Origin of the sequence: Bosea sp. F3-2, from assembly GCF_008253865.1 — a bacterium.
In the GTDB taxonomy this organism is placed as follows: Bacteria; Pseudomonadota; Alphaproteobacteria; order Rhizobiales; family Beijerinckiaceae; genus Allobosea.
This window is the reverse complement of record NZ_CP042331.1, coordinates 5,066,648-5,083,015: the sequence shown is the minus strand read 5'-3', so window position 1 is coordinate 5,083,015 and position 16,368 is coordinate 5,066,648. Positions and strand designations below refer to the sequence as shown.

The window sequence follows — 16,368 nt, the reverse complement described above, 5'->3', positions numbered from 1 at the left end:
CGATGAGCCGCCTCAAGATCCTCGAGGCGTATCTGCAGGTTGCCTCCCTGGGCAGCGTCACCGCGGCGGCACGCCAACTCGGCGTGTCGCAACCTTCGGTGAGCCGGATGATCCAGGAGCTGGAGCGCGACCTCGGCCAGCCGCTCTTCGAGCGCGCCGGCCAGCGGCTGGTCCTGACGCCGAAGGGTATGGTGCTGCGCGACGATGTCGAGCGGGCGCTGGCCGGCTTCGTCAATCTCTGGGAGCGGGCTCGCGAAGTTGTGGGCGAGACCGAGCCGCCCATCCGGGTTTCGGCGGTCTCCGCCCTGGCTTTCGGACTGCTGACCGATGCCTGGAAGGCGATCGGCTGCCTCGACGAGCCGCCGCGGCTCGCGATCGAGGTCGAGAATCCCGACCGCGTCCAGAACGCGGTGATGTCCGGCACCGCCCAGATTGGCGCGACCAGTGCCCCCCTGCTGCATCGGGACCTGACAGTCGAATGGCTGGGGACCGCCCCTTGCGTGCTGGCCGTGCCTGAAGGCGACCCGCTGGCGCGTCTCGAAGGACCCGTGGAGCTGGAAGCGCTCGCCGGGCGCAGCCTCGTCGGCATGTCGATGCGCCGCGGCGTGCCCGCGCGCATCCGCGCGGCCCTCAACGCGGCCGGCGTCGACGTTCGCGTCCGGGTCCGCACCACCTCGACGATCAATGCGCTCTCCTTCATCCAGGCCGGAGCGGGCGTGGCGATCGTCGAGCCCCTGACGCTGACCGGCCGCCCCACGCCGGGTGTCCGCATCCTGCCGCTGGCGACGTCGATTCCCTATTGCTTCGGGGTGGTGACGGCGCGCGGCGTCGCCGTTCCCGACAAGGTCCGTGAGCTGATCGCAGCACTGCAGACGGTGGCGCAGGAGCGGCTCGACGATTTCACCCTGATCCCGCCCGAGGAGCACCACGCCCTCCTCGCTTCGCTGACCAAACAGGAGACGCGGCTGTGACAGCCGATCAAGGCAACCTTTCCGAAGCGCTGGCAGCGCTGAACCGGCGCGTCGCCCGCGAGCTCGAACTGCTGACTCTGCCAGCAGCTCACTGGGTGCCCGCGCGCAGCGCCGAAGGCGAACCGCTGCTCGACGCCGCGATTATCGGCGCCGGCATGGCCGGGCTGGCTGCGGCGGGCGCGCTGCGCAATATCGGCGTGCGTGCGGTCAATTACGATCGCCGCCCGAAGGGTTTCGAGGGGCCCTGGGCGACCACGGCGCGCATGGAGACGCTGCGCTCGCCCAAGACCCTGACCGGGCCGGCACTCGGCATTCCCTCGCTGACCTTCCGGGCCTGGTTCGAGGCGCAATTCGGCGCCAATGACTGGGAGCAGCTCGACAAGATCCCGCGCCTGATGTGGATGGATTATCTGCGCTGGTTCCGCGACGTGCTGCGACTCGACGTCCGCAACGGCCATGACGTCACCGCCATCCGCCTCGGCTCGGAGTACACCACGGTCGAGATGGCGACCGAGAATGGGCCTCGCCATGTGCGCGCCCGCCACGTCGTGCTGGCGACCGGCCGTGACGGGCTCGGCGGCCCGGCCGTGCCCGAGCTCGCCCGCGACCTGCCGCGCGAGCGCTGGGCCCATTCCTCCGACCCCAATGATTACGCCGCGCTGCGCGGCAAGCGCGTCGCTGTCATCGGTGCCGGCGCCTCGGCGATGGACAGCGCCGGCACAGCGCTCGAAGCCGGCGCGGCCCAGGTCGACCTGCTGATCCGCCGGCACGACCTGCCGCGCATCAACCGCGGCAAGGGCATGGGTCACGCCGGCGCCGTTGCCGGCTATCGCTATCTGTCCGACGAATGGAAGTGGCGGATCAACAGCTACGTCGCCCGCGAGCAGGTGCCGCCCCCGCGCGCCAGCGTCCTGCGCGTCTCGCGCCATCCCAATGCCTTCTTCCGGCTCGGAACTTCGCTGGTCTCGGCCCGGATGGAGGATGACGAGGTCGTCATCGAAACCAGCATCGGCCCGATGCGCTATGACTTCGTCATCTTCTCGACCGGCTTCAAGGTCGATTGGGGCAATCGCCCCTTCCTCTCGGAGATCGCCGCCTGCGCCCGCAACTGGGTCGATCGCGGCCTCCCGCCTGGTGTGGAGGAAAGCCTCGGCGCCATGCCCGATCTCGGCCCCGCCTTCGAGTTCCAGCCCAAGATTCCCGGCGCCTGCCCCGGCCTCGCGCGGGTGCACTGCTTCTGCTATCCCGCGATGATGTCCCACGGCACCGTATCCGGCGACATTCCGGCGATCAGCGACGGAGCCCTGCGGCTCTCGCAGGCCATCGCCGGACGGCTCTATGTCGAGGATGTGGAGACCCATTTCCAGCGCGGACAGGACTATGCCGAGCCCGAGATCTTCGGCGACGAGTGGGTGCCCGCCCCGCGCGATCTGATAGCGGTTGCAGGCTGATGGTGCTCTGGTTGCTCCAGCGCATCGGGCAGGCGCTTCTCGTGGTCTTCGCCATGTCGCTCGTGGTGTTCCTGGGGCTGCATGCCGTCGGCAATCCAGCCGACATCCTGCTTGCGCCGGATGCGACACAGCTCGACCGCGCGGAACTCGTCGCCAAGCTCGGCCTCGATAAGCCGCTCTGGGAGCAGTATCTCAGCTTCGCACTGAGCGCGCTCCAGGGCGATCTCGGCCGCAGCTTCGTTTACAACGTGCCAGCCGTGACGCTGATCATGCAGCGACTGCCGGCGACGCTGGAGCTCGCCTTCGCGGCCTCGATCCTTTCGGTCGTCATCGGTGTCCCGCTTGGGCTCTATGCCGGGCTCTACCCCGAGCGGCGGCTCGCCAAGCTGATCACCACCGGCAGCATCCTCGGCTTTTCCCTGCCGACCTTCTGGGTCGGGCTCCTGCTGATCATGACCTTCAGCGTCTCGCTGGGCTGGCTGCCGGCGAGCGGACGCGGCGAGACCGTCCGCTTCCTCGGCGCCGACTGGTCCTTCCTCACCCTCAATGGCTGGCGGCACCTGCTGCTGCCCGCGATCAACCTGTCGCTGTTCAAGGTCTCGCTCGTCGTCAGGCTGACGCGGGCCGGCGTCCGCGAGGTGCTGCCGCTGGACTATGTCCGCTTCGCCCGCGCCAAGGGCCTGCGCCCGCGCCGCATCATGACCATGCACATCCTGCGCAACATCATGATCCCGCTGGTCACGGTGCTCGGCCTCGAGCTCGGCTCGACCATCGCCTTCGCCGTGGTGACCGAAAGCATCTTCGCCTGGCCGGGCTCCGGCAAGCTGATCCTCGACAGCATCAACGCGCTCGATCGGCCGGTGGTCATGGCCTATCTGCTCGTCGTCGTCACGCTCTTCGTCCTGATCAATCTCGTGGTCGACATCCTCTACCGTGTGCTCGATCCGCGTGTGCGGGAGGAGGCTTCGGCATGACGACGGTCCCCGTCGCCACTCCCCGCCGCGCCGGCAGCGGCCATCTGCGCCGCTTCCTGAAGGCGCCCTCCGCCATCATCGGGCTCGGCCTGCTGACACTGCTGATCATCGGTGCCTTCTTCGCCCCGCAGATCGCGCCGCAGAACCCCTTCGACCTCGCCGCCATCGACGTGCTCGATGCGCGCATGCCGCCGGGCTCAGCCGCGAGCAGCGGGGAGCTGACCTATCTCCTCGGCACGGACGGGCAGGGGCGCGACCTCTTCTCCGCCATCCTCTACGGCCTGCGCACCAGCCTGACCGTCGGCGTCGGCTCGGCCACCATCGCCGGCATTCTCGGCATCCTGCTCGGTCTGATCGCCGCCTGGAGCGGCGGAGTGGTCGACGCCCTGATCATGCGCCTCGTCGACCTCATCATGTCGCTGCCCTCGATCCTCGTCGCGCTGCTGATGCTCGCTTTGCTCGGCAAGGGGCTCGGCAACGTCGTGCTGACGCTGGTGCTGCTGGAATGGGCCTATTACGCCCGCACCGCCCGCGGCCAGGCGCTGGTCGAGCGCAAGCGCGATTATTTCGAGGCGGCGCGTGGGCTCGGGCTCTCGACCACGCGCATCCTGCTGCGCCATGTCCTGCCCAACTGCCTGCCGCCGCTGCTGGTCATCGCCGCCCTTCAGGTCGCGCGCGCCATCACGCTGGAGGCGACACTCTCCTTCCTCGGCCTCGGCGCCCCGGTGACGCAGCCTTCACTCGGACTGCTGATCGCCAACGGCTTCCAGTTCATGCTCTCGGGTGAATACTGGATCAGCTTCTTCCCGGGCCTGACGCTGCTTCTCGCCATCGTCGCGATCAATCTGGTCGGAGACCGGCTGCGCGAAGTCCTCGATCCAAGGGCGCTGAAATGAGCGCCCCCCTGCTGGAAGTCCGCAATCTGCGGACACGTTTCCACACCGAGCGCGGCAATCTCGACGCCGTGCGCGACGTCTCCTTCACGCTCGCGCCCGGCCGGACGCTGGGGCTGGTCGGGGAAAGCGGCTCCGGCAAGTCGGTGACCGGCTTCTCGATCATGGGCCTGATCGACCCGCCGGGCCGGGTCGTCGGCGGGCAGATCCTGTTTCATGGGCAGGATCTCGCGAAGCTCGACGAAGAGGCCATGCGCAGGCTGCGCGGCAACCGCATCGCCATGGTCTTCCAGGACCCGATGATGACGCTGAATCCGGTCCTGCGGATCAGCACCCAGATGATCGAGACCATCCGCGCCCATGAGAAGGTCGATCAGACGACCGCCTGGAGCCGCTCCCGCGACATGCTCGGTGCCATGGGCATTCCGAGCCCTGACGCACGGTTGGACGCCTTCCCGCACCAGCTCTCGGGTGGCATGCGCCAGCGCGTCGCCATCGCCATCGCGCTGATCAACCGCCCCGACCTGATCATCGCCGACGAGCCGACGACGGCGCTCGATGTCTCGATCCAGGCCCAGATCCTGGCCGAGGTGCAGACACTGACCCGCGAACGCGGCACGGCGCTGCTTTGGATCACGCACGACCTCTCCGTCATCGCCGGCATCGCCGACGAGATCGCCGTGATGTATGCCGGCCGCATCGTCGAGCAGGGCAGCGTCGACGCAGTTCTCGACAATCCGCGCCACCCCTATACGGCGGGTCTGATCGGCAGCCTGCCGGGCACGACTCCGCCGGGCGCCTTGCTGGTGCAGATCCCCGGCACCACCCCGGACATGACCAACCCGCCGCCCGGCTGCGCCTTCGGGCCACGCTGCGCGCACCGCACCGACAGCTGCACCCGACAGCCGGCCCTGACCGACACGGACGGGCACGCCGCCCGCTGCTTCCACCCGCTGGCCGGCCACGCTTCCATGGCTGAGGTGGCGGCATGAACAAGGCTGTGTCGATCGCCACCGCGCCCCCCGCCCTGTCGATGCGCGGCGTCACCCGCAATTTCGGCCAGCATAACGGGCTCGCCGCCCGCCTCGGCCTGACGCCCCGCCGCCCGCTGATCCGGGCGCTGGACGGCATCGACCTGACCGTCGCGACCGGCGAGTTCGTTGGCCTCGTCGGCGAGTCCGGCAGCGGCAAGTCGACGCTCGGGCGCATCGCCGCCGGCCTGCTCAATCCGAGCGGCGGCGAGGTCGGCGTCTTCGGCCGCGACCCGCAGGGCGACCGCTCGGTCCATCGCGACGTGCAACTCATCTTCCAGGACCCGCAGGCCAGCCTCAACCCGCGCCTGCGCGCCAGCCAGGCGATCGGCGAGGCGCCACTCGTCCACGGACTGACCGACCGGGCCGGGCTCGACGACTATGTCTGCGAGCAGATGGGCCGTGCCGGGCTCGACCCGGCCTTCCGCCAGCGCTTCCCGCATCAGTTCTCGGGCGGGCAGCGCCAGCGCATCTCGATCGCGCGGGCGCTCGCCATGCAGCCGCGCTTCCTGGTCTGCGACGAGTCGGTCGCCTCGCTCGACGTCTCGATCCAGGCCCAGATCCTCAATCTGTTCATGCAGCTCCGCCGCGAGCTGGACCTGACCTATCTCTTCATCAGCCATGATCTGCGCGTGGTGCAGCACATCGCCGACCGCGTCGTCATCATGTATCTCGGTCGCATCGTCGAGGATGCGCCGGCACGCGAGTTCTTCGCCCGTCCCAACCACCCCTATACGCGCGGCCTGCTGGCGGAGATTCCCGATCTGAAGCAGCGCCGCCGGGCCTATGCCCCGATCAAGGGAGAAATCCCCAGCCCCGCGGCCCCGCCGCCGGGCTGCCATTATCATCCGCGCTGCCCGTTCGCCTTCGATCGCTGCCGCGTCGAGCGCCCGGCCTTGCGGGCGATCGCACCCGGCCACCTCAGCGCCTGCCACCTCAATGACGCGCCCGAACCGCAGCCCGGCGCGCAACCAGGAGAGAGATGATGACGAGCAAACTGAGCATGCTTGCCCTCGCCGCGGCGCTGATCGGCGCGTCGGGAACGGTATGGGCCGAGGATCTGCGCATCGGTTTCGCCGATCCGCTGTCGTCGCTCGACCCGCAGCTCAACAACCATGCCGGCGACCATTCGGTGTCGCAGCATTTCTGGGGACGCATCGTCGCGCAGAAGAGCTCCGGCGGCCTGGTTCCGGACCTCGCCTCCGAGTGGAAGAACACCTCGCCGACCACCTGGGAGTTCAAGCTGCGCGACAAGGCGGTCTGGAGCGACGGCAAGCCCGTCACCGCCGAGGACATCGCGTTTTCCTATGAGCGGGCGCAGAACGTCCCGGGCAGCGTCGCGAGCTTCAAGAGCTTCCTGCGCAGCGTCGCCAAGGTGGAGGTGAAGGATCCGCACACCCTCGTCATTACGACCAAGGAGCCCGACCCGCTGCTGCCAATCAACCTGTCGAGCATCTATGTCGTCTCGAAGCATGTCGGCCAGGGCGCGACGACCGACGACTACAACAGCGGCAAGGCGATGGTTACGGAAGGTCCGTACGCCTTCGTCAGCTACACGCCGGGTGATCGCGTCGAGATGAAGCGCAACGAGGCCTTCTGGGGCGAGAAGGCGGAGTGGGACAAGATCTCCTACCGCTACATCTCGAACCCGGCCGCCCGCACGGCGGCGCTGCTCTCCGGCGATGTCGACGTCATCGACAAGCTCTCGGTCTCCGACATCGAGAAGCTGGAGAAGAACCCCAAGGTCAAGGTCTGGTCCTATCCCGGCCTGCGCGTCCTGATCCTGCAGCCGAGCTTCAACCCCAACCCGTCGAAGTTCATCACCGACAAGGCCGGCAAGCCGCTCGACAAGAACCCGCTGCTCGACGTCAAGGTCCGCAAGGCGCTGACCATCGCCGTTAACCGCGCGGCCATCGCCGACCGCGTGGCGCGCGGTGGCGCGACGGTCGCAACGCAATGGATGCCGGAGGGAACCTTCGGCTACGACCCCGACAACGCCAAGATCGAGAACGATCCGGCCAAGGCCAAGGCGCTGCTGGCCGAGGCCGGCTATCCGAACGGCTTCAAGCTGACCATGCATGTCCCCAGCGACCGCTACCCGCTCGGGCCGGAGACCGCCCAGGCGGTCGCCCAGTTCTGGACCCGCATCGGCGTCGAGACGCAGGTCGAGGTCGTGCCGTTCTCGGTCTACTCTGGCGCCGCCAACAAGAACGAATATGCGATGAGCATGATCGGCTGGGGCAACGGCACCGGTGAGGGCACCTATGCCATGACCTCGATCCTGGCCACCAATGACAACGCCAAGGGGCTCGGCGCCTCCAACTGGGGTCGCTACAGCAACCCCAAGCTCGACCAGGCGCTGGCAGCCGCCGGCTCCGAATTCGACGACGCCAAGCGCGAGGTCATCATCAAGGATGCGGTCAAGACGGTCATGAACGACGTCGGCATCATCCCGCTGTTCCACTACAAGAACATCTGGGCGAGCCGTCCCGACCTCAAGGTCGTGCCCTGGCATAGCGACCGCACCGTCGCCATGCAGGTCAGCAAGGTGAAGTGACGGTCTCCGCCATGGCCGTCGCCCTGACCGTCGAGCCCGCCGTCGATCTGATCGACGTGCCGCGCCGGATTGCCCTCTCGGGGCTGCCGGCGGGCGCCGAGGTGACCCTCGCAGCGGAAACGCTGCGGGGCGACCAGCTCTGGCGGGCGGAGGCGGTCTTCATGGCCGCGGCCGATGGAACCGTCGACCTGACGCGGGATGCGCCATTGCGCGGCGACTATGCCGGCGTCGAGCCGATGGGGTTGATCTGGGCTCAAACCGGGGCCGGCGACCTGTTCCATCCGGAGATGGCCCACCCGCTGGAGACGGAGCTGACTGCCCGTCTCGGCGGCGAGCCCGTTGCCTCAGGCGGCTTCACCCAGGTCCTGATGGCCGAGGGGGTCGTACGCCGGCCCATCGCAGAGGATGGGTTGGTCGGCACGCTCTTCCTGCCGGCGGGGGATGGGCCGCACCCGGCGATCATGATCCTCAACGGCTCAGGCGGCGGCATCAATGAACCGCGCGCGGCGCTCTGGGCCTCGCGCGGGGTCGCTGCGCTGGCGCTCGGCTATTTCGGCGCGCCGGGCCTCCCGAAATACATCTCCGACACGCCGCTCGAATACTTCGCACGCGGTCTCGACTGGCTGCGCGCCACGGTGCATCCACGTGACGGCTTCGTCGCTGTGGCCGGGCAGTCGCGCGGCGGCGAGCTCGCGCTGCTGCTGGGCTCGACCTTTCCTGAACGCGTCTCGGCGGTGCTGGCCTATGTCCCGAGCGCCTTTGTCCATGGCGGGCAGGCTGCCTGCGATCCGGCGATCGGACGGGACGGACCATGCTGGACGCTCGGCGGCAAGCCGCTGGTGCATCAGTGGCAGGACAATCGCACGGCGAGCTGGGCCTCCTACGACGCGGCCAAGGGCGAGCGGCGTAATGCCGATGCGATGCGGACAGCGCTCGGCGACCCGCAAGCCATGGCCCGGGCGCGGATTCCCGTCGAGCACATCGCCGGGCCGGTGCTGCTGCTCTCGGGCGGGGATGACGGTGCCTGGCCCTCGGACCTCTATTCCCTGATCGTACAGTCGAGCCTGCTCGCAGCCGGTCATCCGCATGAGGTGGTCTGGCAGAACTGGCCGGAAGCCGGGCATTCCATCCTGTTCCCCTACACCCCGGCGACGCGCATCTCCCATCGCCACCCGATGAACGGAACCTCTTCGACCATGGGCGGAGCGCCGGCCGCGAATGCCCAAGCCAATGCCGGCGCCTGGACGAGCGCCTATGCGTTTGTGAAGCGTCACACCGGGCTGGCCGGCTGAGGACAATGAGCGGCGCGCGTCTTAGAGCCTGCTGATTTTACGCGGAAACACGCCGTCATCCCGGGCTTGACCCGGGATCCATGCCTGAGCGCTTCCGATAAAGGTTTCGGCACGGATCCCGGCTCTGCGCTTCGCTGCGGCCGGGATGACGCGCGCTTCCATCAAACGCAGCGTGCTCTAGCTTGCGCCATGCCGCTGGTGATGACGGGCGCGAGAGTGACCTTGTCGAACCTCGGATGCAGGGTGACAAAGATCTTTCGTAGGCGGGGCGAGTCTCTTGCGCCGCCCATCCTTTGCTATCCCCAGATCGATGACGTCCTCGCATTCGAGCAGTATCCCACTCGGGCCCGCGTCAACGCTCCGTAACCCTCAAGATGACTTAACCCTGTGACTTGCCGGATCCTGAGCTTGCTCCCGCGGCGCGGTTAAGTTTCATTAACCATATAGTCTGCAGGCTTCATTACGACGCGTCCTGCCAGATCGGGGTTGGTCATGACCGGATCGAATATGGAGCTTATGGACTCGGCCGAGAGGCCGCGAGCGCGAGAGGTACAGCCGACCTCGAGCGCCGCAGGGATGGAGCGGAGTAAGCCAGATCTGTCGGAAGCGAGCTGGCCATCAACCGATGTGGGCACGCTGCTGCTGCATTGGCTGACGGTCGGGGCCGTCATGGTGAGCCTCGCTACCGGATTGCGCATCTCGGCCGATGCGCTCGATGCCGTAATTTCGCGATGGATGGCGCCGATCTTACCGCAAGGCGAGATCTGGACCGTCCATATCGTCGCCGGCCTCACGCTTTTCGGGACTTCGACGGGCTATCTCGCCTATATGGCGCTCAGCGGCCTCGGCAACCGCGTCGCTCTTCGGCGGCTGAAGACGTGGCGGATGGCCAGCACGTCAAAGCTGCGTTGGATGAGCGCGAACATCCTGCTCCACTGGCTGCTTTACGTTTTGGTCGTCGTGCTCACCGTTTCGGGCATCCTGCTCTATCTCGGCTTCGGCGGCTGGGTCGTTTCCGTTCATGTGGCGGCGGCCATGAGCATGATCGCCTATACGCTCGTCCACATCCTGTCGCATTTCGGCTATGGCGGCTGGCTCCAGTTGCTCCGGATCTTCAGGCCTGCCCGGCTCGTACCGACCGCGGGGCGACGCAGCCAGCGACCGTTGCTGTTGGCCGCGATCGTCGCAATACCGGCCGCAGCGGCTGCGGTCAGCCTCGACTTCGGCAGCCGTGACGAACTGATCGTCGGGCAGACGCGAACCCCGCCGACGCTGGACGGAGTGCTCGACGAAGACATCTGGCGCAGCGCCCGGCCGGTTCGGGTCAGGACGCAGCAGGGAGCCAATCTCGGCGGATCGGGCGAGTCGACCGTCGAAATCCGCGCCGTGCACGATGGCGCCAAGATCTATTTTGCGTTCCGCTGGCAAGACCCGACGCGCTCGCTCGCCCGGCTCCCCCTGGTCAAGCAGCAGGATGGCTGGCACCTTCTCGGCGGCCATGCCGGCGAGGCGGATGTGGTCGACTTCTACGAGGACAAGTTCGCCGTCATCTTTTCGCGCTCAAATGGCTTTGGAGCGGGCGGAGCGACGCATCTCGGCCCGAAGCCGCTCGACGACAAGCCGTCATCGCTCAATCAGCGCGGTCTCCACTACACCAGCGATGGCTCGATCATCGACATGTGGCAATGGAAAGCCTCGCGTGGCGGCCTGCTCGGCTACATGGATGATCAATATATCGGTCCGCCGCGCGAGCCGACGGCCGACGAGGCGGCCAAGCGAGCCCGCTATCAGGGCGGCTACTGGAATGATCCGGGCCGGGCCTTCTACGCCTATAATTTTGGCTTCGAGGGGCCCGGCGGCTATGCCGGCCCGATCAAGCCGAAACGCCTGCCCATCGATCCCGCCGCCGCCATGGCCGCGCTCGGCCGGTTCGACCCGAAGAACCCCGGCCTGAACTACGACGAGGGCGCACAATGGTGGCTGACGGAAGCCAACAGCGTACCCTACAGCGAAGAGGCCGATGCACGCATACCGGCCGGCACCGCCATGCCCGGCGTGCTCATCCTCGGTGCCTATGAAGGAGATCGCGCCCAGATCCGCGCAGGAGCACGCTGGAAGGACGGATACTGGACCCTGGAAGCCTCGCGCGACCTCAAAACGGGCAGTGCCTTCGATGTCGATTTCGAGCCCGGAACGCCCGTTTACCTGTGGGTGGCGGTGTTCGACCACACGCAGACGCGCCATACGCGGCACGTCCGCCCCATCACCCTCAAGCTGCGCTAGCCAGGGCAACTCGCCTCGATCAGCGATCATGAACAGAGCAGGCCATGGCTAAGCAGGTATCTCTTGTCGTGAACGGCAAAGCAGCCCCGGTCGCGCGGGGCGATAGCTTGCTGGAAGCGGCCCTGGGCGCGGGCATCCTGATTCCGCATGATTGCTGCACAGGGCAATGCGAGACCTGTCGCGTCCGGGTCTATGCTGGCGAAGTCGATGCGCAGGGAACGCAACAGGGCGATACGGTGCTGGCCTGCCAGGCGCGCGTGACCGGCGACGCCGTCCTCCAATTCGATGCGGTTCCCGAGGTACGCAAGCTGGCCGCAACCGTCTCGGGCATTCGCCCGCTCTCGCCCGACATCATCGAAACGACGCTCCTGCTCAAGAGGGATTTCACCTATCTCCCGGGGCAATACGTCAAATGCAAATTCAGCGGCTATCCGAGCCGCGACTACAGCCCCACCCTGCGCACCGACGGGACGGGGGAGCGCAATGAGTTGATCCTGCAGATCCGCCGGCAGGTCGGCGGGGTCGTGTCGGCAGATCTCGGGACGCGCATCCGCCCTGGGCACAAGGTGACCGTGCAAGGGCCTTACGGCAGTGCGTTCCATCGGGTTGATACCGGGCGGATCATTCTGATTGCCGCCGGCACCGGCTGGGCTCCCATCTGGGCCATTGCCCGCGCAGCGCGCTACCGGGAGCCGTCGCGGGAGATGATCGTGATCGTCGGCGCGCGCGACCCCCGCAATCTCTACATGGCCGAGTCGCTCGCCTGGTTGGCCGAGACCGGCGTTGCCAGGATCATGCCCACCAGCAGCGGCGGCAAGGCAGCCGGCATCCTGAGTGGTCGCCCCACCGATCATATGCCGGCGCTCCGGACGGATGACACGGTCTACGTGGCCGGCTCCTTCGAGATGGTAGCGGCGGTGCAGGCGCGTTGCGAGGCCGCCGGCACGACCTGCCACGCCGACCCGTTTGTCGCCTCCGTGGCAAAGCGGACGATCCGGGACAGGATCGCTGGCTTCTTCTTTGCGCGCGCCGTGAACTGGCCCAAGACGGCGCAGACCCAGTCTACGGAAAACCTCCGCCCCTGAAGCAGCGGTGTTCCGCCACGCTCACCGCATCGAACCGAAAAGTGGAATCCACTTTTCAGAAAAACCGATGCGATAACGGCCTCTAGGGCGCAATCGGAATGGCGCCGAATTCCCGGATCACGCTGCCCGCATCAGTTATGCGGGTGAAGGCGATGAACTTCTCGGCCTCCGGCGTCAGCGCGCCTTGCTTGTAGACATAGGCGATCTCACCGCTGCTCGAATAGTGCGGATCCAACGGATGGAGACCGTCGATCTTCAGCACCTGTGTGCCGATATCGAGAAGCCGGCTGAACGGCCCGAAGCCGATCGCACCGTCCGTCAGGCGAACGGTCTCGACAGCTTCCTGGGTCGATGTCGCGGTCTTCGAGCGTTCGGTAATCTCGAGATCGCGCCAACCTGGCATGGTCGCCCGCAAGGTCGTGAGCGTGCTGTCGGCTTCTTCGCGCCGGACGACGCGAATGCGCTGATCGGCTCCGCCGACGTCCTTCCAGTTGGAAATCCGGCCGGCATAGATGCCCGCCAATTGCTCTCCGCTCAACTGTGTGACGCCGGCGCTGGGATGAACGAAGAAGGCGCAGGATATCTTGGCCACTGGCACATAGATCAAGCCGCGAGCCCGCTCGGCATCAGTGAGAACCCGCGCGACGCGAGCCAGCTTCGCGGTTCCGGAACCGACCGCGGCGATGCCGCCGCCCGAACCGATGCTGGGAGGAATCTTGACCTCTATAGTCGGCTCGATGTCCCGGAAGCGCTTGGCGACGGCCTGAAACATCTCCACGCCATCTCCCGTGCCGACCACGATCAGCTCGTCGGCCTTGGCGGGGTTGCAGAGAGAGAGAAGACCAAAGATCAATGCAGTGGAGCGGGATGTCATAGATAGATAAAATCTTCCGCTAGGGGACCCTCAGAATTGCCATGGCCCCATGAACAATTTCTAACCGAAATCATAAAAATGATAGGTTTTTTCTTCTAGTTTTGAATTTACGTAAGCTTCAGTGGTTGCTGCTAGGTTGGGCGGAAAATTTCCGTTGTGGAGTAGGCTTCGTGCCACAGGATCAGGCCAGAGCCAGGCAGGTCAATGAACCTGGCCGAACCGTGGATTGGGGCCTCCTGCGCCACGTCCTCAGTTCTATCGGCGTCCGGAGGGCGCGTCTCCGCTCAGCCTGGCATGATTGGATTTCGACGGCTCATATCGGGACGCATCTTGCCTTCGTGGTCATGCTGACGGGAGCCGTAACCTTTGCCGTCGTCGGACTCGTTGCCCTGTTGCGTCTCAGCGAGGATGCCGTTGAACAGGCGCACGCGCTGTCGGAACTGTCCCGCCAGCAGATCGCACGCAGGCTCGATGCCGAAGCCTTGCTCGCTCAGGCGCGCGTCTCGGTGCTGCTCGGTGAAGCGAGTCGGCAAACGCGGTATCTCGCCCAGCGGCTCGATATCGTGAAGGCGGTCGCTTCCGCCAATCATGTGGCGATTCAGGAGTTGCTGACTCCCGCCAGCGTAACCGGCGAGCTCGATGCTTTGCTCGTCGCCGACGCGACCGGTACCGTCATCGGCGGCAGCCGCGCGCCAGATCTGCTCGCAGCTACGGAAGCGCTCTCCGCCCTGGGCGCCAAGGAGGCCATCACCTCGATTTTCAAGGACAATCGGCGCCTGGTCAGATGGTCGCATCATGCAACCTACCGGGTGTCGGAGAGCTTCAATGCCGCGGTGGGGCTCCCGCAAGGCCGAACCGTCGCACATCTCGCGGTCGAACCCGTTTTTGACGACTTCGGCGACGTGGCGGGCGCGCTGATAGGGCTGAGAACCCTCGCCCCTTCGGAGAAAACGCTCGAACTCTTCGCAGGAATTGTTCAGGCCGGTGTCGCGGTTACGGATGGCGACAGGATCATCTCCGCCGGCGGTGAACCGCCGGTCGGCCTGACGCCGATTGCTTCGCAGACGCCGGGCGGTCTGATCACGATGTCCGGGAGCGGGCGAGTGGCACGTTGTGTCACCGATGAACTCGGTCTTCTGGTCTGCGTTCACGTCGATGCCGGGCAGGTCGAGGAAACGCAAAAAGAACTGCAGCGCATCAGCGAGCGTCAGGCCGGCACCCTGTTTCGATGGTTCCTGTTTCTGGCTGCAGGCTCGCTCGGCGTTCTGGTGCTGGTGGTCCTGATCAGCGTCAAGCGCGCGACCCGTGGTCTGCCTCAATTGGCGTCCGCCGCGACATCGGTCGCGCGCGGCGACCTTGATATCCCGTTCAACGCGTCCGGTATCGGCGAGGTGCGCAGCCTCGGGCGCGCCTTCGAAGTGATGCTCTCCAATCTTCGCGAGAGCCTTGGCCGCATTCGGCAACTTGCCTTCTTCGACCAGATGACGGAACTCGCCAACCGGGAGAAGATCCGCATCGACGGGGTGAGCACCTTGCTGAGCGGCAAGGGTGACGTGGCCTTCTTCTTCATCGATGTCGACCGCTTCAAATCCATCAACGATACGTTCGGCCACAAGACGGGGGACGTTCTGCTTCGGCAGTTGGCTTCTCGTCTCAAGCAGTTCTTCGAGGAGCGGCAGGAGGCTGGAGACTTCCGTCAATTCGCGGCCGGACGCTTGAGCGGCGACGAGTTCCTGATCATTCTGAGCGGCGCGCTGACCATTGATGGTCTTCGTGCTTGCGCGGAGGCTTTGATCCAGAGGTTGGGCGAGACTTACGTCATCGACCGCGCTCATATGACGATCGGAGCAAGTATCGGAATCGCGATCTCCGGCCGAGATGGCGCCAGATATGACGAGCTTCTCGTCAATGCCGATGTTGCGATGTACGAAGCGAAACGGAAAGGGCGGAATTCTTTCGCGTTCTTCACCGCGGAAGCGGCGGAGCTCGTGCATGAGCGGAGAGCGCTCGAGCAGGACCTGCGAACGGCATTGCGGGACGGCTCGCTCGATGTCTTCTACCAGCCGATGATCTCCCTGGCCGACAGCGGAGTTGTGGGGGCCGAGGCTCTGGTACGCTGGGCGCATCCCTCGCGGGGCAATATTCCTCCCGGGAAGTTCATCAGCATCGCGGAAGAGGCAGGCTTGATCGCCGAACTCGGCCAGTTTGTCCTCGCGCGAGCGATCGAGGAGGTTCGCCATGTCAGCGACATCAGAATCTCGGTCAATGTCTCGGTCCTGCAACTGGAGGATCCGACTTTTGCCGCCTCGGTGGAGAGCTGCCTCCTGAAGGCGGGGGTACCGCCCTCGCGCCTCGAGCTGGAGGTGACCGAATCCGTCGCCATGCGTGCTTCAGACGTCGTTCTGAGGCAGTTAAAGCAGTTGCGGGCGCTTGGCGTCCGCTTCTCGATCGACGATTTCGGAACCGGCTATTCCAATCTCTCGATGCTGGCCCGCTTGCAGTTCGATACGCTCAAGATCGATCGTTCGCTGGTTCAGGGTGCTCGAGCGAGCGTCGAACAGCAGGTAATCGTCCGGACGATTCTGTCGTTGGCGCGCTCGCTGGGCTTCGGCACCATTGTCGAGGGCATTGAGCAGGCGGAAGATCTGGCCTTCATGATGAAGGAAGGGGCTGACGTTGCTCAAGGCTACTATTTTAGCGAGGCTCTCCCGATCAGGAGCTTTGAGGCCTTCGTGAATGCGAGACGCCTGCGCCAGATGTCCAGGTTAGGCAAAATGCATCTGGGCCAGCCTGAGCCTTATCCGGATATCAAGCGCTTATCGCGATAGCCACCAAAGCTCTGCCTCGCGACCTCTCTGATAATGGCATCGGGTCCGATCTTGCACAGCAGCTTGATTTTTTCAGCGGCCGTTTACCGGAGCGCGATAGTTCATCGTGCATACATGACCGTCCAGTGA

General features: G+C 65.8%; 12 protein-coding genes. 11 read left to right on the top strand and 1 reads right to left on the bottom strand.

Annotation, left to right across the window (positions count from 1 at the left end; genetic code table 11):
- Positions 1-2: 2 nt before the first annotated feature.
- From FQV39_RS23440 to FQV39_RS23395, 10 genes are all read left to right on the top strand, one after another.
- Complete coding sequence (locus tag FQV39_RS23440) at positions 3-971, top strand: LysR family transcriptional regulator (RefSeq protein ID WP_149132490.1); 969 nt, start codon at positions 3-5, stop codon at positions 969-971.
- Positions 968-2,422 (top strand): flavin-containing monooxygenase, encoded by a 1,455-nt coding sequence (locus FQV39_RS23435; RefSeq protein WP_149132489.1) that lies wholly within the window; start codon positions 968-970, stop codon positions 2,420-2,422. Before FQV39_RS23440 ends, FQV39_RS23435 begins: the two co-directional genes overlap by 4 nt.
- A complete protein-coding gene (locus FQV39_RS23430; RefSeq protein ID WP_149132488.1) occupies positions 2,422-3,396 on the top strand; it encodes an ABC transporter permease in 975 nt (324 codons plus the stop codon). The genes FQV39_RS23435 and FQV39_RS23430 overlap by 1 nt, the downstream gene beginning before the upstream one ends.
- Positions 3,393-4,292 carry an ABC transporter permease gene (locus FQV39_RS23425; protein WP_149132487.1) on the top strand — a complete coding sequence of 300 codons (900 nt, stop codon included), beginning with the start codon at positions 3,393-3,395 and terminating at the stop codon, positions 4,290-4,292. Before FQV39_RS23430 ends, FQV39_RS23425 begins: the two co-directional genes overlap by 4 nt.
- Positions 4,289-5,281 (top strand): ABC transporter ATP-binding protein, encoded by a 993-nt coding sequence (locus tag FQV39_RS23420; protein WP_149132486.1) that lies wholly within the window; start codon positions 4,289-4,291, stop codon positions 5,279-5,281. The genes FQV39_RS23425 and FQV39_RS23420 overlap by 4 nt, the downstream gene beginning before the upstream one ends.
- A complete protein-coding gene (locus tag FQV39_RS23415; protein WP_149132485.1) occupies positions 5,278-6,306 on the top strand; it encodes an ABC transporter ATP-binding protein in 1,029 nt (342 codons plus the stop codon). Before FQV39_RS23420 ends, FQV39_RS23415 begins: the two co-directional genes overlap by 4 nt.
- Positions 6,303-7,877 carry an ABC transporter substrate-binding protein gene (locus FQV39_RS23410; RefSeq protein WP_210251135.1) on the top strand — a complete coding sequence of 525 codons (1,575 nt, stop codon included), beginning with the start codon at positions 6,303-6,305 and terminating at the stop codon, positions 7,875-7,877. The genes FQV39_RS23415 and FQV39_RS23410 overlap by 4 nt, the downstream gene beginning before the upstream one ends.
- Positions 7,874-9,169, top strand: a complete 1,296-nt coding sequence (locus FQV39_RS23405; RefSeq protein WP_248313114.1) for an acyl-CoA thioesterase/bile acid-CoA:amino acid N-acyltransferase family protein — start codon at positions 7,874-7,876, stop codon at positions 9,167-9,169. Before FQV39_RS23410 ends, FQV39_RS23405 begins: the two co-directional genes overlap by 4 nt.
- 576 nt (positions 9,170-9,745) lie before the next feature.
- Positions 9,746-11,452, top strand: coding sequence for an ethylbenzene dehydrogenase-related protein (locus tag FQV39_RS23400; protein ID WP_149132483.1), 1,707 nt, complete (start codon positions 9,746-9,748; stop codon positions 11,450-11,452).
- Positions 11,453-11,496: 44 nt separating this feature from the next.
- On the top strand, positions 11,497-12,537 hold the full coding sequence (locus FQV39_RS23395) for a 2Fe-2S iron-sulfur cluster-binding protein (protein ID WP_149132482.1): 1,041 nt from the start codon (positions 11,497-11,499) through the stop codon (positions 12,535-12,537).
- A gap of 82 nt (positions 12,538-12,619) precedes the next feature.
- Here FQV39_RS23395 and FQV39_RS23390 read toward each other — a convergent pair whose 3' ends face one another.
- A complete protein-coding gene (locus tag FQV39_RS23390) occupies positions 12,620-13,411 on the bottom strand; it encodes a PstS family phosphate ABC transporter substrate-binding protein (protein ID WP_149132481.1) in 792 nt (263 codons plus the stop codon).
- A gap of 344 nt (positions 13,412-13,755) precedes the next feature.
- Here FQV39_RS23390 and FQV39_RS23385 point away from each other — a divergent pair, with 344 nt between their 5' ends.
- Positions 13,756-16,239: a bifunctional diguanylate cyclase/phosphodiesterase gene (locus tag FQV39_RS23385; RefSeq protein ID WP_248313454.1), complete on the top strand. Its 2,484-nt coding sequence runs from the start codon at positions 13,756-13,758 to the stop codon at positions 16,237-16,239.
- Positions 16,240-16,368 lie beyond the last annotated feature (129 nt).

Bases quoted from the DNA above. Each gene is read 5' to 3' on its own strand.
- FQV39_RS23395 (WP_149132482.1), top strand. From the start codon at position 11,497: ATGGCTAAGCAGGTATCTCTTGTCGTGAACGGCAAAGCAGCCCCGGTC.
- FQV39_RS23400 (WP_149132483.1), top strand. From the start codon at position 9,746: ATGGAGCGGAGTAAGCCAGATCTGTCGGAAGCGAGCTGGCCATCAACC.
- FQV39_RS23385 (WP_248313454.1), top strand. From the start codon at position 13,756: ATGCTGACGGGAGCCGTAACCTTTGCCGTCGTCGGACTCGTTGCCCTG.
- FQV39_RS23390 (WP_149132481.1), bottom strand. From the start codon at position 13,411: ATGACATCCCGCTCCACTGCATTGATCTTTGGTCTTCTCTCTCTCTGC.
- FQV39_RS23410 (WP_210251135.1), top strand. From the start codon at position 6,303: ATGATGACGAGCAAACTGAGCATGCTTGCCCTCGCCGCGGCGCTGATC.
- FQV39_RS23420 (WP_149132486.1), top strand. From the start codon at position 4,289: ATGAGCGCCCCCCTGCTGGAAGTCCGCAATCTGCGGACACGTTTCCAC.
- FQV39_RS23425 (WP_149132487.1), top strand. From the start codon at position 3,393: ATGACGACGGTCCCCGTCGCCACTCCCCGCCGCGCCGGCAGCGGCCAT.
- FQV39_RS23440 (WP_149132490.1), top strand. From the start codon at position 3: ATGAGCCGCCTCAAGATCCTCGAGGCGTATCTGCAGGTTGCCTCCCTG.
- FQV39_RS23415 (WP_149132485.1), top strand. From the start codon at position 5,278: ATGAACAAGGCTGTGTCGATCGCCACCGCGCCCCCCGCCCTGTCGATG.
- FQV39_RS23430 (WP_149132488.1), top strand. From the start codon at position 2,422: ATGGTGCTCTGGTTGCTCCAGCGCATCGGGCAGGCGCTTCTCGTGGTC.